At 55.7% G+C, this 22,559-nt stretch carries 23 protein-coding genes; 12 read left to right on the forward strand and 11 right to left on the reverse strand.

Annotated elements, in window-relative coordinates:
- Positions 1-18: 18 nt before the first annotated feature.
- The 4 genes from AC0B60_RS02490 to AC0B60_RS02505 all read right to left on the reverse strand — a co-directional run bounded on the left by AC0B60_RS02490 (position 19) and on the right by AC0B60_RS02505 (position 7,264).
- Complete coding sequence (locus AC0B60_RS02490; RefSeq protein ID WP_465083714.1) at positions 19-2,586, reverse strand: CHASE2 domain-containing protein; 2,568 nt, start codon at positions 2,584-2,586, stop codon at positions 19-21.
- A 33-nt stretch (positions 2,587-2,619) separates the two neighbouring features.
- Positions 2,620-4,257 (reverse strand): FecR family protein, encoded by a 1,638-nt coding sequence (locus tag AC0B60_RS02495; protein WP_465083716.1) that lies wholly within the window; start codon positions 4,255-4,257, stop codon positions 2,620-2,622.
- 1 nt (position 4,258) lies between these two features.
- Positions 4,259-4,984 (reverse strand): response regulator transcription factor, encoded by a 726-nt coding sequence (locus AC0B60_RS02500; protein ID WP_465083717.1) that lies wholly within the window; start codon positions 4,982-4,984, stop codon positions 4,259-4,261.
- Positions 4,985-5,098: 114 nt separating this feature from the next.
- A complete protein-coding gene (locus tag AC0B60_RS02505; protein ID WP_465083719.1) occupies positions 5,099-7,264 on the reverse strand; it encodes a DNA topoisomerase III in 2,166 nt (721 codons plus the stop codon).
- A gap of 123 nt (positions 7,265-7,387) precedes the next feature.
- Here AC0B60_RS02505 and AC0B60_RS02510 point away from each other — a divergent pair, with 123 nt between their 5' ends.
- On the forward strand, positions 7,388-7,732 hold the full coding sequence (locus AC0B60_RS02510; protein ID WP_465083720.1) for a BolA family protein: 345 nt from the start codon (positions 7,388-7,390) through the stop codon (positions 7,730-7,732).
- Complete coding sequence (locus tag AC0B60_RS02515) at positions 7,729-8,352, forward strand: L-threonylcarbamoyladenylate synthase (RefSeq protein WP_465083722.1); 624 nt, start codon at positions 7,729-7,731, stop codon at positions 8,350-8,352. The genes AC0B60_RS02510 and AC0B60_RS02515 overlap by 4 nt, the downstream gene beginning before the upstream one ends.
- A gap of 5 nt (positions 8,353-8,357) precedes the next feature.
- On the opposite strand, the gene AC0B60_RS02520 is transcribed toward AC0B60_RS02515, so the two are convergent.
- The 4 genes from AC0B60_RS02520 to AC0B60_RS02535 form a co-directional block, all read right to left on the reverse strand.
- Positions 8,358-9,011, reverse strand: a complete 654-nt coding sequence (locus AC0B60_RS02520; RefSeq protein WP_465083724.1) for a hypothetical protein — start codon at positions 9,009-9,011, stop codon at positions 8,358-8,360.
- Between the two features lie 174 nt (positions 9,012-9,185).
- On the reverse strand, positions 9,186-9,866 hold the full coding sequence (locus AC0B60_RS02525; RefSeq protein WP_465083725.1) for a hypothetical protein: 681 nt from the start codon (positions 9,864-9,866) through the stop codon (positions 9,186-9,188).
- 15 nt (positions 9,867-9,881) lie between these two features.
- Complete coding sequence (locus AC0B60_RS02530; protein ID WP_465083727.1) at positions 9,882-10,616, reverse strand: HupE/UreJ family protein; 735 nt, start codon at positions 10,614-10,616, stop codon at positions 9,882-9,884.
- Between the two features lie 44 nt (positions 10,617-10,660).
- Entirely contained in the window at positions 10,661-11,035 is a 375-nt protein-coding gene (locus AC0B60_RS02535) for a hypothetical protein (RefSeq protein WP_465083729.1), read from the reverse strand.
- 82 nt (positions 11,036-11,117) lie between these two features.
- On the opposite strand from AC0B60_RS02535, the gene AC0B60_RS02540 reads away from it, so the two are divergent.
- On the forward strand, positions 11,118-11,285 hold the full coding sequence (locus AC0B60_RS02540) for a metal-sensitive transcriptional regulator (RefSeq protein ID WP_465083730.1): 168 nt from the start codon (positions 11,118-11,120) through the stop codon (positions 11,283-11,285).
- A 25-nt stretch (positions 11,286-11,310) separates the two neighbouring features.
- Here the strand turns inward: AC0B60_RS02540 and dmeF are convergent, their stop codons facing one another.
- The gene (gene dmeF, locus AC0B60_RS02545) at positions 11,311-12,063 is read right to left on the reverse strand and encodes a CDF family Co(II)/Ni(II) efflux transporter DmeF (protein ID WP_465083732.1); all 753 of its coding nucleotides are present in this window, start codon (positions 12,061-12,063) and stop codon (positions 11,311-11,313) included.
- Between the two features lie 119 nt (positions 12,064-12,182).
- Between dmeF and AC0B60_RS02550 the strand changes: the two genes are divergently transcribed.
- The 5 genes from AC0B60_RS02550 (at position 12,183) to AC0B60_RS02570 (ending at position 15,777) form a co-directional block, all read left to right on the forward strand.
- Positions 12,183-12,509 (forward strand): hypothetical protein, encoded by a 327-nt coding sequence (locus AC0B60_RS02550; protein ID WP_465083734.1) that lies wholly within the window; start codon positions 12,183-12,185, stop codon positions 12,507-12,509.
- Positions 12,510-12,576: 67 nt separating this feature from the next.
- Positions 12,577-13,308 carry a HupE/UreJ family protein gene (locus AC0B60_RS02555; protein WP_465083736.1) on the forward strand — a complete coding sequence of 244 codons (732 nt, stop codon included), beginning with the start codon at positions 12,577-12,579 and terminating at the stop codon, positions 13,306-13,308.
- A gap of 11 nt (positions 13,309-13,319) precedes the next feature.
- Positions 13,320-13,922 carry a hypothetical protein gene (locus tag AC0B60_RS02560; RefSeq protein WP_465083738.1) on the forward strand — a complete coding sequence of 201 codons (603 nt, stop codon included), beginning with the start codon at positions 13,320-13,322 and terminating at the stop codon, positions 13,920-13,922.
- 29 nt (positions 13,923-13,951) lie between these two features.
- Positions 13,952-14,299 carry a DUF6488 family protein gene (locus AC0B60_RS02565; RefSeq protein ID WP_465083740.1) on the forward strand — a complete coding sequence of 116 codons (348 nt, stop codon included), beginning with the start codon at positions 13,952-13,954 and terminating at the stop codon, positions 14,297-14,299.
- Between the two features lie 173 nt (positions 14,300-14,472).
- Positions 14,473-15,777, forward strand: coding sequence for an MFS transporter (locus tag AC0B60_RS02570; protein ID WP_465083742.1), 1,305 nt, complete (start codon positions 14,473-14,475; stop codon positions 15,775-15,777).
- On the opposite strand, the gene AC0B60_RS02575 is transcribed toward AC0B60_RS02570, so the two are convergent.
- Together AC0B60_RS02575 and AC0B60_RS02580 are read right to left on the reverse strand one after the other, a co-directional pair.
- Complete coding sequence (locus AC0B60_RS02575; RefSeq protein WP_465083743.1) at positions 15,774-17,129, reverse strand: ATP-binding protein; 1,356 nt, start codon at positions 17,127-17,129, stop codon at positions 15,774-15,776. The genes AC0B60_RS02570 and AC0B60_RS02575 overlap by 4 nt on opposite strands.
- Positions 17,116-17,781 carry a response regulator transcription factor gene (locus AC0B60_RS02580; protein ID WP_465083744.1) on the reverse strand — a complete coding sequence of 222 codons (666 nt, stop codon included), beginning with the start codon at positions 17,779-17,781 and terminating at the stop codon, positions 17,116-17,118. The genes AC0B60_RS02575 and AC0B60_RS02580 overlap by 14 nt, the downstream gene beginning before the upstream one ends.
- A 199-nt stretch (positions 17,782-17,980) precedes the next feature.
- Between AC0B60_RS02580 and AC0B60_RS02585 the strand changes: the two genes are divergently transcribed.
- The 4 genes from AC0B60_RS02585 (at position 17,981) to AC0B60_RS02600 (ending at position 22,556) form a co-directional block, all read left to right on the forward strand.
- Positions 17,981-18,508: a cupredoxin domain-containing protein gene (locus AC0B60_RS02585; RefSeq protein WP_465083746.1), complete on the forward strand. Its 528-nt coding sequence runs from the start codon at positions 17,981-17,983 to the stop codon at positions 18,506-18,508.
- Positions 18,509-18,595: 87 nt separating this feature from the next.
- Positions 18,596-20,329 carry a copper resistance system multicopper oxidase gene (locus tag AC0B60_RS02590; protein ID WP_465083748.1) on the forward strand — a complete coding sequence of 578 codons (1,734 nt, stop codon included), beginning with the start codon at positions 18,596-18,598 and terminating at the stop codon, positions 20,327-20,329.
- Positions 20,326-21,075, forward strand: coding sequence for a copper resistance protein B (locus AC0B60_RS02595; protein WP_465083750.1), 750 nt, complete (start codon positions 20,326-20,328; stop codon positions 21,073-21,075). Before AC0B60_RS02590 ends, AC0B60_RS02595 begins: the two co-directional genes overlap by 4 nt.
- 128 nt (positions 21,076-21,203) lie before the next feature.
- Positions 21,204-22,556 carry an APC family permease gene (locus tag AC0B60_RS02600; RefSeq protein ID WP_465083751.1) on the forward strand — a complete coding sequence of 451 codons (1,353 nt, stop codon included), beginning with the start codon at positions 21,204-21,206 and terminating at the stop codon, positions 22,554-22,556.
- Positions 22,557-22,559 lie beyond the last annotated feature (3 nt).

Consider the following 22,559-nt stretch of genomic DNA (forward strand, 5'->3'; position numbering starts at 1 on the left):
AATGCTCTGGGCTTGTGGTTATTCGATTGGGTGCGTCACCGGCAATTTTAGGGTAAAAGCCGAGCCTTCCCCCAGGCGAGAGTGGACGTAAATGTCGCCACGATGCTTTTCCACTACTACGTTGACAAATGAGAGCCCGAGGCCGGTGCCATGGTTGCCGGATAGTTCGCTGGTTCTCTGACGCCGATAGCGTTCGAACAGATGGGGAAGCTCGTCTGGAGCGATGCCTTCCCCCTCGTCACTGACGGTCAGGCATGCCTGATGGCCGGCCAGGAACACCTGAATATTGATGGTGGACTGTGGCGGACTGTACTGTACCGCGTTGGTCAGCAGGTTGATCACCGCCCGCTCCAGCAATTCCGCGTTGCCCTTTAACCACAGGTCTTCGGTTCCCTGCAGTATCAGCTGGATGCCTTTCTCTACAGCTTGTTCGCTGACGCTATCCCTGGCGTTTTCCACAATGGCCAAGAACTCGCATTCGTAGAAGCGGGTTTCGGTCAACTGTTCGGCTCGGGCCAGTTGTACGAACTCCTCCGCCAGGTGATAGCTCCGTTTTGCGAGTCTGCCAAGTTGATCGAGCTGTTCCGGTGCTACCTGGCCCTGGTTTCGCTTCAATTGTTCGATCAGCGCCAGCTGCGATACCAGCGGCGAGCGAACGTCGTGGGATATGAAGTCGATGGCTTCCCGGTGCTGGCGTTGTTGCTCCCGCAGTTCGGAGATATCGGAGATGTTGGCAATGATGCCGCTCTGATCGCTGTCTGGCAGGGAGAACGGCGCAAAATGGATCAGGAAGTCCTTGCCGTGAATGCGCAGGTCCACGGTGCGGCTCTGTGCCAGGGTCAGCGTTTCTGACACGGTTTCGTGCCAGGGTGGCGTTTCTCTCGGATCGTGGCCTTCCAGAAGCCGCGCCAACGGCAGGCCGTTCAGGCTTGGCATGGGTTCGCGGAACCACTCCTCGATATGGCCGTTGGCAAAGCGGATAACACCCAGTTCGTCGGTCACGATAATGCCGTCTGGCATACGCTCAAAGCTGCGGCGTATGAATATCTGCATTTGGCTCATGCGTTCGGTCGCCACACGTACTCGCTCGATTCGGGCGGAGATGTTTTCCCGTGGCCCCGTTTTGCGCACCGGCGAACGGGTATTGGACAGTGGCAAACGGCGAAGGTAGCGCTGGGTGGCCTCCCGACTCAGGTCGTTGGGCAGTTTGAGCCCGATTTTGTAGGTTACGCCATTGCGTACCAGGCTGACCCAGCTCTGGCCATCGATGTGATGCCATTGCCCCGGTGTGTCTAGTGGCGGGATATCACCGGCGGCGAGGCCGGACGACGTCATCACCTCATCACCTTCAGCCAACAACCAGCCCTCTGGTTGAAGCAGAGCCCGGAAATGGCTGAGTAGTTGCGGCGGGTGCCTCAGTGACGGTTCTTCGAGGGTCATGGTGGGTCCGCGGGCAAGTTCGTCAAGCTGCCGGTTGAGGAAGCTGTTAGTCATGGCCAGCCGTAGCGCGCTGGACACGGGTAGCGCCAACAGAGGAATCACGATGGCATAGGAGATAGGTAGCCAGAGCTTGGCTCCGATCAGCAGCAGCGCATGCAGGAGGGCCAGTAGGCCGAGACTCGTAAGACACAAGAGAATGGTACGGGCCGGCCTCATGCGGGGCAGGCTGAATGACAGCAGAACAATGACCAAAACGGCGAGACCAATCGCGATAGGCTTTGATACCCGCGATATCAATTCATCTTTTACCAGTGCGGAATAACTGTTGGCGTGGAACTCAACGCCGGACATGGGCTGATTGAGGCCCGAAAACGGGGTGGGCAGGATGTCGCCAAAGCCTGGTGCGGTTGCACCCACAAACACGGTCTTCCCCTTGAAAGCGTCCTTTGCGGGTGGCCCGTCAAGCACCTTGATATAGGAATAAGAGGGCAGAGTTCCGGCACCACCAGCCATTGGAATGGTGCGGTAGTGCTGTCTAACATTTGTGTAGGGCGGCGCACTGGATGTTTTTGGGCCTGGTGACGGCGTGTCAGAGGCCGCCAGGGCCAGACTGGGCCACAACTGACCACCGAGGCCATTCAACAGGTAAAACCCCCGAGCCAGGCCGTCTTCATCAAGCTCAACATGGGCATGCCCAATCGTTGCAGCTGCGGACGCCAATGCAGGGGCAGGAAGCTGCTCGCTGATCAGGTAGTGCCGGGAAGGTGGTGACAGATGAAGTGGCAGGATGACGTTGCCGTGTTCCTGCATGGCGCTGGCCATCGCCTGGTCTTCCGGCGATGGTTCGGGGAACAGAATGTCGAACACAATGGTTTCGGCGCCGGCCTGGTGGAGTTTCTCGATGAGTTGCGCATGGGTTGTCCGTGGCCAGGGCCAGCGCCCCAGGCGATCCATGCTCAGTTCGTCAATGGCGATAACAACCACGTCATCGGCGGGTTCTGCGGGTGTTGCGGTGATGAGGGTGTCGTAAAGCCAGAAGTCCAGACGCTCTGGAGCTGAGGTTGTCTGGAACAGTAGCAGAAATGTCAGTAGTGGCAGGCCCAGCGTCCAAGGTGTTGTCTTAATGGGAAACCAGTTCCGGGTCATGGGGCCTGCTGTCGGGTATCAGGAAGTTGTGGGTTATTCCAGAAACAATTCCCTCCCTGGTCCCCACCGGCTTTCAAGCGGGCCGTCAGAGAGGGCTTTCAGGCGAACAAAATACCGTCTTCCGGGAATGAGGCGCAAGGCTGCTGTGGTATCCGACAGCGTAGCCTCTTTGATTATGTTGTTGAATCTCGGCTCTTCAGATAGCTGCAGGCGATAATCGGTCGCGGTATCCACCTTCTGCCAGAACACCCTTACCTGGCTGTCAACGTAGTTGACGCTGATGATGCGAACCGGTGGCAGGGTCCCGTTCACGACCAGTGAACGTGCCTCACTCGTGGCCACAGAATTGCCGCCGGCCTCGGTGACCACCCGCCAGTAGTATTGCCCAGGTGTCAGTGGTCGAGAGGGCAGCGCACTTTCATCGGGCGCCCACTCGCTGGTGGCAATCGTGTTTCCAAAGTCTTTGTCCTCCGCAATTTCCACCCGGGCGACTTCGTTTTCGCCACGCAACTGCCATCGGAATTCGGGCATGTCGTCGTTAACCGTCTCTCCTGGTTCAGGTTGTTCCAGTGCGGCGGTCCGGGCCTGTAGGTCGACTTCAAAGGACATGACGCCGGGCATGCCAGCCATGCCACGATTGTCGACGGCGGCAAGGTGAATCTCGTAGCGGCCATTGTCCAGCAGGTTAATATCGAAATCACTGTCGCTGACTTTGCTGCTGTTAATCCAGCGGCCGGAATCGGCATCAAAGATATCCACGCGATGGCTGTTGGCGCCGTTGGGTGTCCAGCTCAATTGTGCAGGAAGTTGCTTCAGTTGCTGCGGCAGGGGGTTAATCTCCGGAGCTGGGGGCAGGCGGCGGATGTTCATTCTGCCCACACCTGCGGTTGAAACGCTGGCGCTATAACCGGCTGGAATTCGGCGTGTTTGCCCCGGCGGGCCAAACGATACCTCGCCCTCGGTGACCCGCAGATCGGTCATGCCGGGCGCAGTCCGTAGGGTGAACATGGTGCCCCTGACCGCCGCTACAGCGGAGGGTGTTTCAATCTCAAAGCGTGAACCGCCTTCGATCACCGGTTTCACCTGGGTTTCAATTTCGCCCTGATTGAGGCGCAGGCGAGTGTCCACCATGCCGGACTTCCCGTACTGTGTCAGGCGATTGAAGGCGAGGCGGGAATGCGGTGATATCCGCACCACAGAGCCGTCAGCGAGTTCGATGGTTGCCGTGCCAGCGTGTGACTGGATTTCATCGCCCACCCGGACCAGGGAATTGCTTGTTAGGGGGCGCTTGGTGCCGTCGCTGCCGGAAATCAGTTGTACCTGGCCGGTCACCGAATTGACTCGGGCGGGGTCGGGTTGGCGCTGAAGCCAGGCAAGGGGAACTCGCAGGCTGTCTCCGCTGCTTATCGTGGCGGGGTTGTCTATCCCGTTGTGCTGTAGCAGGCGAATGGCGGGAATGCCCTTGGCCAATAATGCGTCAGCGATCTCTACAAAATTTTCACCGGGTCTTACCGTATAGATCCACTCCGGCGTCGCGTTGGATTCCGGGGCAACGGCGGCCGCCTGAGAACCCCGGGTGACCGAAAGTTCCGCCTGTACTGGCAATGCCAGCAGTGAACCGGCCAGAAATATCAAACCGGTGAATGTTCGCAGGGTAACGCATTGGCTCATGTCAGGCTTGTTCCATGGCCGGTACGTTCTCGTTCGGGCCTGAGGCCTTCATCGCCTCAAGACGATAGCCGCGCTGGTAGATGGTCTTGATCCGGAAACCGTTCTCGGGATTAAGGCCCAGTCTGCGGCGAAGTCGGCTCATGTGAGTATCCACGGTACGGGTATTGATGTCTTTCGCCAGCCCCCATACACGTTCAAGCAACATCTCGCGGGTCAGTAGCCGGCCCTGGTTCTGGAACAGGAACAGGGTCAGGTCAAAGTCCTTGTCGGTCAGCGTCAGTACGTTGCCGTGAAGCGCAATGGTTCGAAGCTGGGTATTGATCTCGAACGGGCCGTACTGCAACGATTCTTTTTCGACATCGGGGCTGGTGCGACGCGCCAGCGCATTGATGCGTGCCACCAGTTCTGCCTCGCGAGCGGGTTTAGCCAGGTAGTCGTCGGCACCGGCATCCAGCGCACGTACAATGTCTGTTTCGCTGTCGCGCTGGGTGAGAAACACCACCGGAATCTGCCAGTTCAACTGCGCACGTACACTTTCCAGAACCTCAATTCCGGTCATGTCGGGTATTTGCCAGTCCATCACCAGCAGATCGTAGCTGCGGTGAAGGACCGCGCTCAGGAATGCCTGGCCTGACGGAAAACTGTCACAGTGGTGCCCGCGCTCGGACAGCACAGACTGAATGTGCTGAGCCTGTTCATGTTCGTCCTCAAGCAGAGCAATTCGCATCAAACGTCTCCCGACATCAAAGCTGTCATATTCAGGCTTCCCGACCGACGTCGGGGAATGGTTATTGAATTCAGCTTCATATTATTACAAATCCGCAATTTCGCTTCAGTGTCGTTATGTAGTGTTGCGTAAACGAATCGCAGGCTTTCCATTGTCGTCATCCAGTGTTTGTCGGCAGCCGGGAAAATTACTACAGCCCCAGAACCAGCCTTTTTTGCCTTTTCTGCGCACCAATGGCGAAAAACAGTGCGGGCAGGGAATAGGTTTTTCTCCCGTGCCATCCGCCGGCAACTGGTCCTCAATGGGCCGCGTGCCTTTGCAGTCCGGAAAGCGTGTGCAGGCATGAAAGGCACCAAACTTGCCCTCGCGCTGGCGCATCGGGGCGCGGCACTTGGGGCAATGGGGCTGCCCTTCGGGTGATGGGGCTGCCCTGGCTTCTTGCTCAGGGGTGTTGATGAAGCCGCGTATCTGTTCTTTCAGATCCGCAATAAACTGTTTGGGGTTGCCCTCGCCCCGGCGAATACTTTCCAGGGTGGCTTCCCAAATGGCGGTCGTATCCGGCTTGCTGACAGACTCCGGCAACGATTCAATCAACGCCTTACCTTTCGGCGTTGACCGGATGTGGCGTTTGTCCCGGTATAAATAGTCGCGCCGGAACAGGGTGTCAATAATCGCCGCCCGTGTGGCCTCAGTGCCCAGCCCATCGGTTTCGCGCAAGGTTTTTCGAAGCTCAGGGTCGCTGACAAAACGGGCGATGTTGGTCATTGCTGACAGCAGCGTGGCGTCGGTGAAATACTGGGGCGGCTGAGTTTTGCGCTCGGCGATGTCCACCGAGTCACAGAGTATGGGATCATCTTTGTCCAGGCGGGGGAGAGGACTTTTGGCGGCCTCTTGTCGGCTTTCCCGCTGACGGATTTCCAGGGTTTTCCAGCCGGGCTGAAGAACAGCGGTTTCGGTTGCTTTAAAAGTGTGATCACCAATTCCAACGGTCAACTTGCCTTCCCGGTGGATTGCGTCTGTGCTGAACTGCATCAGGTAATATCGGCTGATCAGTTCGTAAATATTCTTCTCAGCCTCGCTCAGACGCCCATTGGGAGCCTTTCTGGCCGTGGGGATGATGGCATGGTGGGCATCCACCTTTTTGTCGTTCCAGGCTTCGGTATGGCGGTTCAGGTCCGCCGCCTCACACGCCGTTGCCAGTTCGCCGGCGACATTGCCAATGGCCTGAACCACACTCTGCCGCTGGTCAAAATGCCCTTCCGGCAGATAGCGGCAATCCGAACGGGGATAGGTAATCAACTGATGGCGTTCGTACAGGTTCTGGGCGGTATCCAGCACGTCTTTCGCGCCCATCCGGAACAGTCGTCCTGCGTCGATCTGTAAAGCAGAGAGTGAGAGCGGTAAAGGTGGCGCTTCGTTTCTGTCGCGGAAACGGGATTCTGTAACCTTGCCTGGCCGCCCCTCGACAGCCTCGGCAACTTGCCTGGCCACGTCGCTGTCCAGCAACCGGTCATCCTCATCCAGGTATTCCCGGTAGGCTTCAGAGGGCTGCCAGCGCGCCGTGAACGCCTGCTGGTCCAATTCTTCATCCACTGCATGGCACGTTGCCTGAATGCGGAAGAAGGGTTTGGGCTGGAAGTTCTCAATGGTATTGTCCCGAGCCACCACCAGCCCGAGCACCGGCGTTTGTACTCGGCCAACGGAATATACGCCCTGCTGGCCCTGTTGCTGATACGACAGCGTATAGAAGCGCGTGAGATTGATGCCATAGAGCCAGTCCGCTCGCTGACGGGCGAGGGCGGAATGGGACAGACGGCGGAATTCGAGGTTGTCTTTTGGTGCCTGGATGGCCTTTGCCACGGCCGCCGGAGTCAGATCATTGATCAGAATTCTCTGCACCGGGCAGGTGGCGCCCGTGTAGCGGATGACTTCGTCCACCAGCAGTTGGCCTTCCCGGTCCGGATCGCCGGCGTGGACGATGGTCTCCGCTTTGCGGATCAGCGATTCCAATACCTTGAGCTGCTGGCGCACGCTGTCTTTGGGCATTACCTCCCAGCGCTCTGGAAACAGGGGCAGGTCTTCCTGTCGCCATTTTTTCCAGCGCGGGTCGTACTGCCCGGGTTCCGCCGGCTCCAGTAGGTGGCCAATGCACCAGCTTACGGTGCAGGCGTTGCTTCCCTCGCCACAACGAATCCAGCCCGTACCCTTTTGATGCGGAGCGGGGAGGGCGGCAGCAATTGCCCGGCCCAGGCTTGGTTTTTCAGCAATGTACAGGCGCATAAGTCGGAAGCAGTTTTCGGATGGGGATGGAAGATGGCGCTTTGTTGGTATCCTGTCAAGGTAACATAGCGTTTGGTGTAGTAGACTGTTCCATAACACATTCAATCAGGAGCAGGCCTGTTTATGTCCACACAACAAGCCATTGAACAAAAGCTGACAAGCGCGTTCGACAGCCAACACCTCATGGTTGAAAACGAGAGTCACAAACATAGCGTGCCACCCAACTCTGAAACCCATTTCAAGGTGACCCTGGTGTCTCCAGAATTTGAGGGGCAGGGCAAGGTCAAGCGGCATCAAGCCATCTACAAAGTACTGGCGGACGAAATGGCCGGTGGCGTCCACGCCCTGGCGCTGCACGTGTATTCACCACAGGAGTGGGAGGCGTCCGGCCAGGCAGCGCCCGACTCTCCCAATTGCATGGGCGGCTCCAAAAACGACCCGGCCTTTGCATCCGGAGGTGGCCAGTGAGCCAGTTCTTCCAGATTCACCCGGAAACGCCCCAGAAACGTCTGATCAACCAGGCCGTGGATATTCTCCGCAAGGGAGGCGTTATTGTGTACCCGACGGATTCTGCCTACGCCGTCGGCTGCCATCTCGGTGACAAGCAGGCAGCGGATAGAATCAAACGTATTCGCCGCCTGGATGACAAGCACAACTTCACCCTGATGTGTCGGGACCTGTCGGATATCGGCGTGTTCGCGAAGGTTGATAACACCCAGTATCGGCTTCTAAAGAACTTCACGCCGGGGGCTTACACATTCATTCTGGACGCCACCAGTGAAGTACCGCGCCGCCTGCTGCACCCCAAACGCAAGACCATTGGCATGCGGGTGCCGGACAACGCCATTGTGCAGGCGCTGCTGGCGGAGCTGGGCGAACCCATCATGAGCAGCACGCTGATATTGCCGGGTGACGAGGACCCGATGACGGATCCTTATGACATCCGGGAAACTCTGGAGCACGAGCTGGATCTGATCATCGATGGTGGTTTTTGCGGCCTGGAGGCGACCACCGTGGTGAACATGACAGGGGATGCGCCTGAGGTAACTCGCGTCGGTAAAGGAGATCCCGAGCCCTTCCGGATTTAACGGAATCAGGCCCGGGTGTTCAGGCTCAGGGCGAAATTTTTGCGGTCTGCGTAGTTGGTGGCCTGATCGGTATTTATGGTTCTGCGCAGGCTGTCGTATCGGTGCGCCAGGTCCTGCAGGCCGTTGAATTGCTGGTTGTCGCTGACCAGGGTATCCAGCAGTGAGTTGTTCACACCGTAGGCTTTGTTCAGCTTGAGCGCGTTGTCCACAAAATGCAGGGTGGGTTCGCTGGCACTGAGACGGCTGAACGCCTCCCGGAACGGCTTGCTGTTGTTCAGGTCCTGCTCGATTCGGTTGCGGGTTTCCTCTGGTATGCCGCCGCCAACGCTGATCTTGCCTTCGTCGTTCTTCGAGACTTCCACACTGGTTGCCGGGTTGAGTTTGTATTCGGCAAGTTTATGCCGCAGCGTTTCTCGCATATAGGCAAGGTCCTGCCCGACGGTTTGTTTGTATTCCGCCATCTGCAATCGGGTGGACTTGGGGTGGCCGGTATCGAAACTCGCCCGCTCGGACAGGGTGAACCGGTCATCAGTTGCGGAAGCCGGCGCCTCCGGGGCTGTGGGCTTTGGTGCCGCATTGCCCGATGCCGCCGGCTGTTTCTTTTCCATGGCCTGCTGGAACTGGGTGCTGGCTTTGATCAGCGATGTGAGTAGCGACATGGCTCTGTTCCCCTCCCACGGCCATTGAGGAAATGTTGACGGTTTTGGTGTCTTGGGGAGGTTTAAGCATAAAGCGGGCCATGGCGACTTATTGCAGTGCATTTCTAATACCCTGAATAGTTGGCAGGAGGGCCGGCCGCGAGACCGGCCCTCCCTTGGTAGGATCACCCGGATTTATAACGCTCTTCGCAACTCGCCATAATCTCCGCCCGTTCTCAGCACGAGGGTGATGTTGTTGTCGTTTCGGTTTCGGAAAAACCAGCCGTGGTTGCCAGTGAACGCCGCCACAAGCTTGCCGTCATCTGCTGGAACGCCTCGGCCCTTCTCGTAAGAGATGTTTTGGCCACTGCCATCGCCGTGAGTGTCGAAATTGATCGGGCCGCCTTCAGACACCCAGGAGAATCGGGCTGTCGCACCTTCTTCCATGGTAAGTTTGAACTCAGTGCCTTCTCCTGGCGTGAGAACTACACGCACTTCATCCTGCCACTGTGGTTCCGCAGGTATTGGTTCTGATGCTGGATCTTCCTCGGCAGGCGCAAGCTCAGGTTCTGGAGCCGAGGCTGTCTCCTGAACAGGTTTGGCAACTGGCGGTGCCGTCTGTTCCGCCGAAGGCTGCACGGCAACCATTTGGGCAGCAGCGTCTGCAGCCGCCTCCTCGACAAGCTGCTCCTTGATTTCACCCATTTCAGTCAATCCCAGAAGTTGGCCCGCACCCGTTGGGTCCAGGGCATATTCCGCAGGCATCACCACGGAAACGAGCAATAACAGCGCCACGATGGCAGCGATGATCGTTGAGCGAATCAGTCTCGGGGTACTGGGTAATTCTTCACGGTTGGGCATATCAGTGTTGTACATAGTGAATCTCCAGAATTAAGCGACAAAATAGCCGGTGACCTGATAGCCAAAGAGCAGGAAGCCTGCGCTCATCATGGCCACATTGGCGGTGTAGGCATGGCGAAAGAAACCATCGGTTTTACGCCAGAAACTCATCACAATCAGAATCATGGCAAGGGCAATGAGCTGTCCGATTTCCACACCCACGTTGAACGCGAGAAGGTTCGGAATCAGTCCATCCGACGAGATGTCGTATTCAATGATTTTTGTGGATAGACCAAAGCCATGGAAGAACCCGAAAATGAGCGTGGCTGCTTTGGTATTGGGCTGGAATCCAAACCAGCGCTGATAGGCTCCAATGTTGTCCAGTGCCTTGTACACAATAGACAGGCCGATAATCGCATCGATGATGTAGCTGTTGATGCCGACGTTGAAGTACACGCCCAGCAACATGGTGGTGGAGTGCCCCAGCGCAAACAGGCTCACGTATATGGCAATGTGCTGCATGCGGTAGAGGAAGAAGATCACACCCAACAGAAACAGCAGGTGATCATATCCGGTGACCATGTGTTTGGCCCCGAGGTAGATGAACGCAATGAGGTTTACACCGGTGATTTCCTGAATGTACCCCTTGTCGCCTTGGGCGACAGCATGGGCCAGCACATCGGTACTCAAGCTCAGTAATCCGAGTGTCAGAAATATCCAGAAGAGACGACTGCCTCCGCGCGCTAGACGCGCATTACGGCAATCGTCAAGCAAGCTTGACAACATAAAGACTCCAATCAAATTTTTAAGGTCCGCGTAGGCGGCAAGAATCAAGCAGAAAGGAGTGCTTTAGGAGGGCGTTCCAGCCGATAGCGCAAATTGCGGGGAGAGCCACCGACAAAGGGTGCCGGTTGCCGGAGCGCGGCGATGCTTTGGGAGGCAAGAGGACTTGGCAGTTGGTCTACTGTCTCGTGGGTATGATTGCCGGCGTCGTGATGCGGTGAAACTTTACCCGTTTCACCGACATCGTGGCTGTGCCCGTTATGACTGTGTGATTGGTTGGCCTGACCGATTTCCGGGCTTTCTTGCAGTTCAGCCACACCGTGCGAGAAAGCCTCACCGATCACCGAGAGAGACAAGCCTGCCAGGGCCAGTAGCATGATCAGAGTCGCGAGCAGCTTTTTACGGTGAATGGCCGTAATCATAAGTCTCAGAGCACAGATCCGGTTGTTGGATTACAATGGAGCCCAAGGATAACATCCCCCTCATGGGGGGTGAGAATTAAATATGGTCAATGAATACACGCACCCATCGCATCCGGACATCATTAAATGCCTCAAGTGGGTGTTGGTTCAGGGTCACATTGAACACTGCCTAGACGATGCCATCGGACCTCTGGCACCGGATCAGCAACGTTGTGCGGACGAATTCAAGGCCATTGCCCGGTATCTGTGATTCTGTCAGTAGCCAACTCCCGGATTCAGTCACACCGTAGCGGCTCAACCGTTACATGCACCAGTGACTGGCACTGGTTCTGAATGCGGCTTTTGTAAACAGTGGGTGACTCAGGCTGGTGGGAGACAACCGAGACAATGGCTGCATGAATGTTTGGCCCAATCGCCCACACATGCAGATCACTGACTTTGGCGTCGTTGTCCTCTACGGCTTGTTTTACCGCCTCTTCCATGTCCTGGTGCTGCTCGTCGAGGAGTACCTTTGAGGTATCTTTGAGCAGGTACCATGACCAGCGCGTCACCAGTATGGCACCGATAATACCCATCATCGGATCCATCCAGTTCCATCCCGCGTATTTTCCGGCAAGAAGGGCGACGATTGCCAATACCGACGTCAGGGCATCGGCGAGCACATGGAGGTACGCAGCTCTGCGGTTATGATCATCGTGGTTGTGATGGCCGTGTCCGTGGCCATGATCATGGCCATGGTCATGGCCTTCCTCACCCAGTATCCAGGCGGAAACGCCATTGACTACCAAGCCGATAAAGGCCACTAAAATCGCGCCATCGAATGAAATATCGACCGGTTGAATGAAGCGGCCAACGCTCTCGATGACCATGTATGACGCGAATACGGCCAGCAACGCCATCGAGCCGTAAATGATCCCGGCGAGGATTTCCCAGACCATCATCGCCAGGGTCAATGCCACCACAATGAGCGTGCGAGTTTCGCCGGAGCGCTTTAGGTGCTGCCCGAAACTAAGTGTTTCAAAACGCACCTTTGCAAAGTAGACCGGACTTGGATAGTCTCCTTGACAAATTATCGACGCTGATGAGATACCACGTGCTTTTGAGCCAGGCTCGATTTTCCACAGGCAGAAAAATTTCGGTGGTGGCCATGCTGTCACTGATGATGCTCTATAGTGTCGCCTGGGCTTCAGATCAGAACGTTCATGAGGCGTCACAGAGCCTTTCTATTGCAAAGTTTGTCGAGAATCACGGTCATACTCATCCGTCCTCACTTGAGCACCTCCACGTTTATACTCCGGACATGTCGGACCGGGATCATCTACTACTTCATGCGTTTGGCGCAGTTGAAAAGCACATGCCTCTCACTTTGGCGGCAGTGCCGGTTTCCCGCCGTCAGGACAAACCTGAGCTTCAAAAAACACCGTCTCCCTTGCCGGAGCAAACGTCCGCACTTTATCGCCCTCCGAAAGCCTGAAAACTTAAAAATGATTGGCGCCTTAGCGTCTTTATAAATTTAAGTCGATATTATCGGAGATAACCGAATGAATCAGAAGCCGATTCTGCGCTTTTCATGCGCAGGCCCGGGTGCGCGGTGGCTATCCGTTTTTGCGACGGCCTTCGTTTGCCTGATGTTCTCTCCCCTGCTGTTTGCCCATGGTGTCGAGGAAGGTGACGCCACGTTTATAGAGCAGGCCAGCGGGGCACAGTTGCTGCCGTTTATCTATCTCGGTGCCAAACACATGGTCACCGGCTATGACCACCTCCTGTTCCTGGCAGGGGTCATCTTCTTCCTCTACCGCATGAAGGACGTGGGTATCTACGTCACTCTTTTTGCGGTTGGGCACAGTGTCACTCTTCTGTACGGCGTGCTCAGTGAGACCAACGTTAACGCTTATATGGTGGATGCAATCATCGGCTTTTCTGTGGTCTACAAGGCCCTGGATAACCTTGGTGCTTTTCGGCGTTGGTTTGGTTTTCAGCCAAATACCAAGGGCGCTGTCCTGATTTTCGGGTTTTTCCATGGGTTTGGTTTGGCCACAAAGCTCCAGGACTTCACGTTGTCGGAAGATGGTCTGGTGGCCAATATCCTGGCGTTTAACGTCGGTGTTGAGATTGGTCAGTTGATGGCTTTGGGCATCATTCTGATTGCTATGAATTTCTGGCGTAGAACCGATGTTTTTCCTCGGCAGGCGCTTGCAGCCAACGTCCTGCTAATGAGCGCCGGTTTCATGTTGATGGGCTATCAGCTGACAGGCCTTTACACGGTTTCCTGAGGAGATAAATCATGCAAGACATTTCAAATATGAATCGTGAGGGGCTCCCTTCCTCGAAAAGCCTTTTCAAAGCGACCGGAGTGGCTGCAGCTATAGGGCTTGTGGTTCTGGTCACAACCATTCTTCCTGCTGAATACGGAATTGATCCGACGGGACTGGGCCAGACGATGGGGCTTACCGTGCTCAGTCAGGCCAATGCGGCAGAATCAACATCGACAGAGACGGCTTCGGCTTCATCATCGGGCAACATGTTATCGCTTCCCGCTGGCCCTGTCTGGAAAGCGTCAGGAGGACTGGATTCCGATGCCACTACCGTTACTTTAAAGCCGAACGAGGGGCTGGAAGTGAAAGCCACAATGTCAAAGGGTGACCGCTTGGTCTTTAACTGGACCACCGAGGGCGGCCCCGTAAGCTTTGATATGCACGGTGAGCGGTTCAATGATGGTGACAACTTTACCAGTTACTGGCAGGGGCGCGACCAAGTATCTGCGAGTGGCGCCTTCGAGGCGCCCTTTGACGGTACTCATGGCTGGTACTGGCAGAATAACGGAGGCGAAACGGTCACAGTTGTTCTTGAAACCAGTGGGTTTTACAACGGCATAGGTAAAAAGTAATCCAACCATTTTCAATCAGGAGTTATCTCATGAAAAAGATCATCCACGCTTTCGCAATCGTCATGTCTCTGTCATTTGCAGGCAACGCAATCGCCGGGGCGGGGCACAGCCATGGCGCAGCGGAGCCTGTTTCAAAAGACCAGGCAACTGAACGGGCCGTTGCGGTTAAGCAGCAACTCGTCAGTTCAGAACAGATTGGGTCTACCTGGGCACAGGTTTCTATGGGCACCGCCAAGCAGCGTTCTACGTCAGAGGGCAAACTATGGGTAGTCCAGTTTGATAACCCTGATTCCGCCGATGAAAACAGGGCGAAACTGTTCGTGTTTGTCGATGAATTCGGCAACCCCATTGGCGCTAATCATTCCGGCAAATTGTAAAGCCGGAGGTCACTTAAAGGCCCGTTGAACCAAAGGTTGCGGGCTTTTAACGGTTAGACTGAGCCAAAGCAATGGGAACGCTGCTGACGGATATTTTGGCCCATACCTTTGGGTGGGCGCCTATGACACGCCCCCGTAACTGATGGGGCATAGCCTCGTGTTTTAGGAGAACCATGCTTCAGATTTTACAGAACCGTACATACAGGCATTTGTTTTTAGCTCAGGTGGTGGCCCTGCTGGGAACGGGCCTGGCAACGGTTGCGTTAAGCCTCCTGGCGTTTGATCTGGCCGGCGACGAGGCGGGGCAGGTCGTTGGCACGGCCATGGCCATCAAAATGGTCGCCTACGTGTTTATCGCCCCCCTGGCAGCGGCGCTGGCTGAGAGTATACCCCGCCGGGTGATGTTGGTTTCGCTGGACCTGATGCGAGCCGCCGTAGCGCTGGCACTGCCTTTTGTGACTGAGGTCTGGGAAGTGTATGTGCTGATCGCGATACTGCAATCGGCGTCTGCAGCCTTCACGCCGACGTTTCAGTCCACCATACCGGATACCTTGCCGAACGAAGATGATTACACCCAGGCGTTGTCCCTTTCGCGCCTTGCCTACGACCTCGAAAACCTGATCAGTCCGGCACTGGCCGCGGTGTTGCTGCTTGTCACCAGTTGGCACGGGTTGTTCTCGGGCACGGTGGTGGGCTTCCTCGCGTCTGCACTGTTGGTGGTGTCGGTGATTCTTCCGGTTGGGTCCAGGCCGGAGAAACGTCGGGGCATCTATGAGCGGGCCCGCCGCGGGTTCCGCATCTTTATGGCCACACCGCGACTTCGAGGGCTGATGGCGCTGAATGTGGTGGTCAGCATGGCCGGTTCGATGGTGATTGTGAACACGGTGGTAATCGTGCAGGGCAGTTTTGGCCTGACGGCTCAGCACACCGCCATGGCGTTTGCCGCTTTTGGGGGCGGCTCTATGCTGGCGGCTCTGGTGTTGCCCGCTTTACTAACACGATGGAAGGATCGCCCAGTGATGCTGTCAGGGGCATGGGTATTGCTCGGTGGCTTGGGTGCGGCCCTGTTCGTGGATAGTATCTACACGCTGTTGCCAGTCTGGGCGTTGCTTGGTACTGGGTTCTCAACAGTACAGACTCCAATAGGTCGGTTGCTCACCCAGTCCTCACATGGTGAAGATCGCCCGGCGTTTTTTGCTGCGCAGTTCTCGCTCTCTCATGCTGGGTGGTTGGTTGCCTATCCGCTGGCGGGATGGCTTGGCTCATCTGCCGGCATCCAGCCAACGCTGATTGTGTTGGCGGTTCTGGGACTTGTCTTCCTGATTGCAGCCACCCGACTGTGGCCCGCCGATGATTCATTGGTGATTGCCCATAGCCATCATGACCTGCCACGCGACCACCCGCACATAACGGAATCGGAAGCGGAGCATTCCCACCGGTATGTGATTGATGAACTGCATCCTCGGTGGCCGGGTTAATAAGTGGCTGTTGGAACCGTCAGGGGGATGTCCACCACCACCTGCAGTCCGCGTACAGCCCCCGCAGAAAACTGAAGAGTTCCGCCGTAGCGTTCGACAATTTCACGCACAATGGCGAGTCCGAGGCCGTGGCCTGGTGTTTGTTCGTCAAGTCGCAGCCCTCTTTGTCCGAGCTTGCCGATCTCGGTGTCTGTGACCCCCGGGCCATCATCCACGACATCTATGTTCAGCATTCCGGAGCCTTGCGACAGTGAAAGCTCCACACAACGGCCTGACCACTTGCCTGCGTTATCCAGGAGATTGCCCATGATTTCATTCAGGTCGTGCTCCTCAATCGGCCAGCGGGCATCCTCGGGGAGAGAACTCGACAATTCGAAGGATTTTTCCGTGTACAGTCGTCCCAGCATCCAGACCAGATCCCGGGCCTGTTTCATGGGATAAGCGCTTTTTCCGACTTGTGGTCCTGCAAAGCGGCTCCGTCGCATTTCTGCTTCAAGCTGTTTGTCGATGTCGTTGAGTCTTGCGGTCATTTGGAGCCGCAGCTCGTTGGATAGCGGGCGGCTGGTGTCCTCAAGAATCTGCCGGACAGCGGCAATCGGGGTCTTTACGCTGTGGGAAAGATTTGCCAAAGCGTCCCTTGAGCGTTCCAGTCGTTGATCCAGAGAGTCGAGGAGCTGGTTGAGCTGTTGTACAAGTGGGCGGAATTCTTCAGGTGCCCTGACATGAATCCGAGAGACTTTGCCGTCCTGAAGTTGCTTTAATGTGGCCCTGAGGGCTACAACGGGACGCATGGAGAGGTTGATGCCGAACCAGATTACGACGACCAGCAGTAAAATCAGCAATATGGAGACAATCGCCGTCCATGCGTGTAACTCGGCCTGGCTGCGTTTCAGTGCGCCCAGATCCTCGGACACAATCACCACGATAGGCGTGTCGCCCACGCGAAATGACTTCCGGTAAGCCAGAATATCGGCTGGCGTATCGGCCTTTCCAGAGTCCTGTACACGATGGGTTCCGTCCTGCCCGGATTCAATCAGTGACATCAATACTGGCGCCCAGGAATCCGGTGAAATAATGGATCTGGACGGTGAATGTATGGCAAATGCGTGGTGAAAGACCTCCTGAAAGTAGTCACCAGTCTGGAGGGTGTCCAGTTTGCCGTCGGAATCACGAATCTGATGTTCAAGGAATGCCACTTCATCTTTCAGCCGCGTCTCAACGAAATCCCGGGACATTCGGTCCAACAAAACACCGTGTACCAGCCATGCAAGGCCCATCAGGGCGATGCCAGCAGGCAGTAACAGCGCCAACAGAGTTCCCTTAACGGAAGCCGGCTTTCTAAGCAATGTCATTGAACAGATACCCCTGGCCGCGACGGGTGGAGATAGTATCGTTGCCGACAAGCTTCCGTAATCTTCGGATGTAGGCTTCGATCACATTCTCACTGGGGTTGTCGTTCAGGTTATAGAGCTGTTCCATCAACTGTTCTTTCGAGAAGACATGCCCGGGACGGCTCATCAGGCAGCGTAGCAGGCGGAATTCGGTACCTGTCAGGCTGTGTTCGGTGCCATCGTCGGATTTCAGGCTCTGACGATTTTCGTCCAACTCGTAGCGCCCGGCTTTGACCAGAGAATGAATGCGGCCTTCGCTTCGACGCACAATGGCATTCAGTCGGGCGATTAACTCTTCTGTCTGGAAGGGTTTGGCGAGGTAGTCATCCGCCCCGGCTTTCAGTCCTTCGACTTTATCGTGCCAGTCACCCCTTGCGGTTAAAATTAATACCGGAAAGGCAATGCGATCCTTCCTCCATTTTCTCAGCACGTCCAGGCCGTTGCCATCTGGCAAGCCAAGGTCAAGAATAATGGCACGGTATTCCTCCTGTCCTGCCAACATCCTGGCTTCTCTGGCCGTGTGTGTTGTGTCAACGCTGAACCCCGCCTTTTCAAGTTGACTACTTAAACCATCAGCCAGCAAACGGTCATCTTCAACGAGCAGTAATCGCATCGGGCCATCCCTCTCGTAACTCAAGTGGGTGTAAGTGTCGCTTATCAAACTGAATTCAGCCTGAACGATTAAAAATCTGGCATTTTCAGCAAGGATTCAGGTAAGTGCGCGATGGTGTGGTTCTTATTTTGGCATGGCTCAGTGTCCTGAGCTAACCAACACCCGTGTTAACGAACCTGTCGTCGTAGGAGAAAGTGAAATGAAAGCATCAAAGATTTTTCTGGTAGCAGCGTCCATGTCCATGTCTGCAGCAGCCATCGCTGCCGGCGCCCATGGTGGTGGCCACGGTGCAGGTAGTGGAGAGCCGGGCAAGGCATCGGAAGCCTCTCGCACCATCACTGTTGAAATGTACGACAACTACTATGAGCCGGAAGAAATCAGTGTTGAGCCCGGTGAAACGGTTCGCTTCGTCGTTAAGAACGAGGGCAGTCTGGTTCACGAGTTCAACATCGGCACCCCATCCATGCACGAAGGCCATCAGAAAGAAATGATGATGATGGTAGAGCACGGCGTGATCCAGGGAGGCAAGCTCAACCACGACATGATGAGCATGGACATGGGCAACGGAAAAACCATGAAGCATGACGATCCAAACAGCGTGTTGCTTGAGCCTGGACAGAGCAAGGAAGTTGTCTGGAAGTTTACGGAAAAAGGTGACATTGAGTTCGCATGCAACGTGCCAGGCCATTACCAGGCCGGTATGTACGGTGACGTTAACTTTGAGTAAACCGGCGTACTGAAAACCCCGCGAATGCACGGGTTGGGACTGTGTCCCAGCCCCGCTTCAACGACGTGCAGTTTGGAGTTCAAAAAGATGAAAACACGCCTACTGACGGGACTTTTGAGCCTGTTAATGCCGGTGATAGTTCTGGCCGCTGAGTACGACCTGACGGTCGACCGGGTTGAAATTGACACCGGTGATTTCGTCAAGGAGGGCATTGGCTACAACGGGAAATCTCCCGGGCCGGTGATGCGATTCAAGGAAGGCGAAAACGTCAGGATCAATGTGACCAACAACCTGGATGAGATGACCTCAATCCACTGGCATGGTTTGATTCTTCCCTTCAACCAGGACGGTGTGCCCGGCATCAGTTTTCCGGGTATAAAGGCGGGTGAAACCTTCACCTACGAATTCCCAATCCAGCAGGCTGGTACTTATTGGTTTCACAGCCACTCCGGTTTTCAGGAGCCGGACGGTGCCTATGGTGCCATTGTGATTGAACCCGAGGGCCGTGAGCCGTTCCGCTACGATCGCGAATACGTGGTTCAGCTAACCGATAAGCACCCGCACTCCGGTGATCGCATCATGCGTAACCTGAAGATGATGCCGGATTACTACAACCGCGAGCAGCAGACCGTCGGCGAGTTTTTCTCTGACGTGTCCGAGAATGGCCTGATGAACACCGTTCGGGACCGTATGGCCTGGGGCGGCATGCGGATGATGAAAGCGGATGTCGAAGACTTGCAGGGCTTTACAGGGCTGATCAACGGTAAAGGGCCGGAGCAGAACTGGACTGGGCTTTTTGAGCCGGGCGAACGCATTCGGCTGCGCTTCATCAACTCCTCGGCGATGACTTACTTTGATATCCGGATCCCCGGTCTGGACATGACCGTTGTGCAGGCTGATGGCAACAACGTTCAGCCGGTTAATGTGGATGAATTCCGGATTGGTGTGGCGGAAACCTATGACGTCATCGTGCGCCCGAAAGAGAAGCAGGCATACACCATCTTTGCCGAATCCATGGGGCGTTCAGGCTATGCCAGAGCGACACTGGCCCCAGAAGAGGGTATGGAAGCGGCTGTGCCGCAACTGCGTAAACCTGCGCGCCTGACCATGGCTGACATGAGCGGAATGCACGGAATGGACCATGGCAGCATGGCTGGTATGGATCATGGAAACATGGATATGGGCAGCTCAAAAGGTATGTCCGGGATGGATCACTCAAACATGAAAGGAATGGATCATTCGGGCATGGCCGGCATGGATCATGGTTCCATGGCGATGGGGAAGGAAAGCCCAAGCGACCCTTTCTATGCCAAGGGCAGTGGCCTCGTGCCCACGGCGGCCAATGGCGGAAAGTTCCTCTCCTACGCTGACCTGAAGGCCCAAAACCCACTGTATGAAGATCGTGAACCGACTCGGGAAGTCGAGCTTCGCCTCACCGGCAACATGGAGCGCTACACCTGGAGCATTAATGGCGTTAAATACGAAGACGCTGATCCGATTCGCCTGAAATACGGTGAGCGGGTTCGCTTCAAGTTTGTCAACGAAACCATGATGACACACCCCATGCACCTGCATGGCATGTGGTCCATTCTCGATGTCGGGGCAGGCCAGTGGAATCCCATCAAGCACACGATCAGCGTGCAACCCGGCACCACGGTCTATATGGAAACTGAGGTCGACGAGCCAGGCCAGTGGGCTTTCCACTGTCATCTGTCCTATCACGCGGCAGCCGGTATGTTCCGCAAGGTGATTGTTGAAGGTGGGCCAGAATCGAAGCAGGCCAAAACAGACGTGATTGCTGAAGAAGGAGGAGAGGCATGAGCCGTATTCAATCAGTTGTTGCCGTCAGTTTCCTTGCCTCCATGGGATTCTCAACGGCAGTGGCGGCCCAGGAAATGATCTCCGACACCACCGCTCGTAAACAGCCGCTCACAACCTGGGGTGTTCAGTTCGAGGAGTTTGAATACCGCTACAGCGACGATAACGAGGAACTGGGCGTCTGGAACGCAGACGCCTTCTATGGCACCGACGAGTTTAAAATCCGGCTGCTGACAACCGGGGAATACGAGATAGAGGAGCAGGCCTACGAAACTCTGGAAAACCAGTTGGTTGGCCAGATCCCTATCTCCAAGTTCTTCGACGCCAAAGCGGGTGTGCGCTTTGATACCCCCGAAGGCCCGGATCGAACCTATGCGGTGCTGGGGGTTGCCGGGTTGGCGCCCCAGTGGTTTGAGGTCGACGCCAATCTTTATGTCAGCAAGGATGGCGACACTTCTACCGAGCTTGATGCGGAGTACGAGCTGCTTCTCACCAACTACTGGATTCTGGCGGCCACCCTGGATGCAACGGTGGCGTTCAGCGAGGATCGGGAGATTGGCGTTGGTAAAGGACTTGTTTCTACTGAAACCGGTCTCAGGTTGAGCTATGACTTGATCGACCGAGCGTTCTCACCCTATGTAGGCGTTGTTCATGAGCGTAAGTATGGTGATAGCGCCGACTTCGCCGAAGCGGATGGTGGCAGTACAGAAGACTGGTTTGCCGTGATTGGCGCACGTATCGCGTTCTGATCGGCTATGTTGGGGCCAAAGATATTTCTTCGGCCGTTTTTCTCGATATTGATGTAAGTGAGGTATATCAAAGCCAGCACTGGCTATCTATTGAATATTAAGCGCCGTTCAAAGCAACAGGAGGTTGAATGAGCAGCAAGCACGACAGAACCACGCACTATCAGGAAGGCAGTCTCACACTCCCGGGAACCGTTATGCTGGGTACCGGAGTGATGATTGGCGCCGGTATCTTTGCACTTACCGGGCAGATGGCGCAGATGACGGGTGTTCTTTTCCCGTTGGCTTTTCTGGCCGCGGCGGTAATCGTAAGTTTCAGTGCCTATTCCTACATCAAAATTTCCAATGCCTACCCGTCAGCCGGGGGCATCGGCATGTACCTGCACAAAGCCTATGGCAACCGGCTACCGACAGCGTTTAACGCTTTGCTGATGTATTTTTCGATGGTGATTGCCCAGAGCTTTCTTGCGCGAACCTTCGGTTCTTACACCATGCAACTGTTCGGTGGCGATGAAAGTGGTCGCATGGTGCCCATTCTTGGCGTCTCACTAATTCTGGCCGCGTTTCTGATCAATCTGTTGGGCAACCGAATGATTCAGGGCGTGGCCTCCTTTATAGGTATCCTGAAGATCGGAGGCATTCTGGTTTTCGGGCTGGTGGGTATCTGGATTGCCGACAGTGTTTCTGTTGATTTCTCTAGCCCCGGTGAGGCTGGAACCTTTGGCAATTTCCTGGGGGCAACGGCCCTTGGCATTCTGGCCTTCAAAGGTTTTACCACCATCACCAACAGCGGCTCGGAAGTCATAGACCCCAAGAGAAACGTGGGGCGAGCGATTATTATTTCCATCGCAGCCTGCGTGGTGATCTACACCCTGGTCGGTTTCGCCGTTGCCAGTAACCTGTCCCTGGCGGAAATCATCAAGACGCAGGACTACTCTCTGGCGGCCGCTGCGCGTCCCGCATTGGGCGACTACGGCGTCTGGTTTACCGTCGCCATTGCCATGATGGCCACCGCCGGTGGCATTCTGGCCAGTATTTTCGCCGTCTCACGCATGTTGGCCATGCTGACTGAAATGAAGCTGGTCCCCCACAGTCATTTCGGCATGCCCGGTAGCATCCAGAAGCACACGCTGGTTTATACCGTGGTGCTTGGGCTTATCCTCACGGCCTTCTTCGACCTGTCCCGAATTGCAGCGCTGGGCATCATTTTTTACCTAATCATGGACATTGCTATCCATTGGGGCGTTCTGCGCTATTTATGGGAGGATGTAAAGGCCAATGTGTGGGTGCCCACGGTGGCAATTGTTCTGGATTTGCTCGCTCTTGGTGGCTTCGTTTGGGTCAAACTGAATACTGACCCGTTTGTTATTGGCGTGGCGGTTGCCACCATGATTGTTATCGCAGTGGCCGAGCAACTGTTCCTGAAAAAGGCCACAGAAGCCGAAGAAGCGGGACACAAAGAATCTAATGCTCATCATCACTAATCA

This window comes from Marinobacter sp. V34, assembly GCF_055524115.1.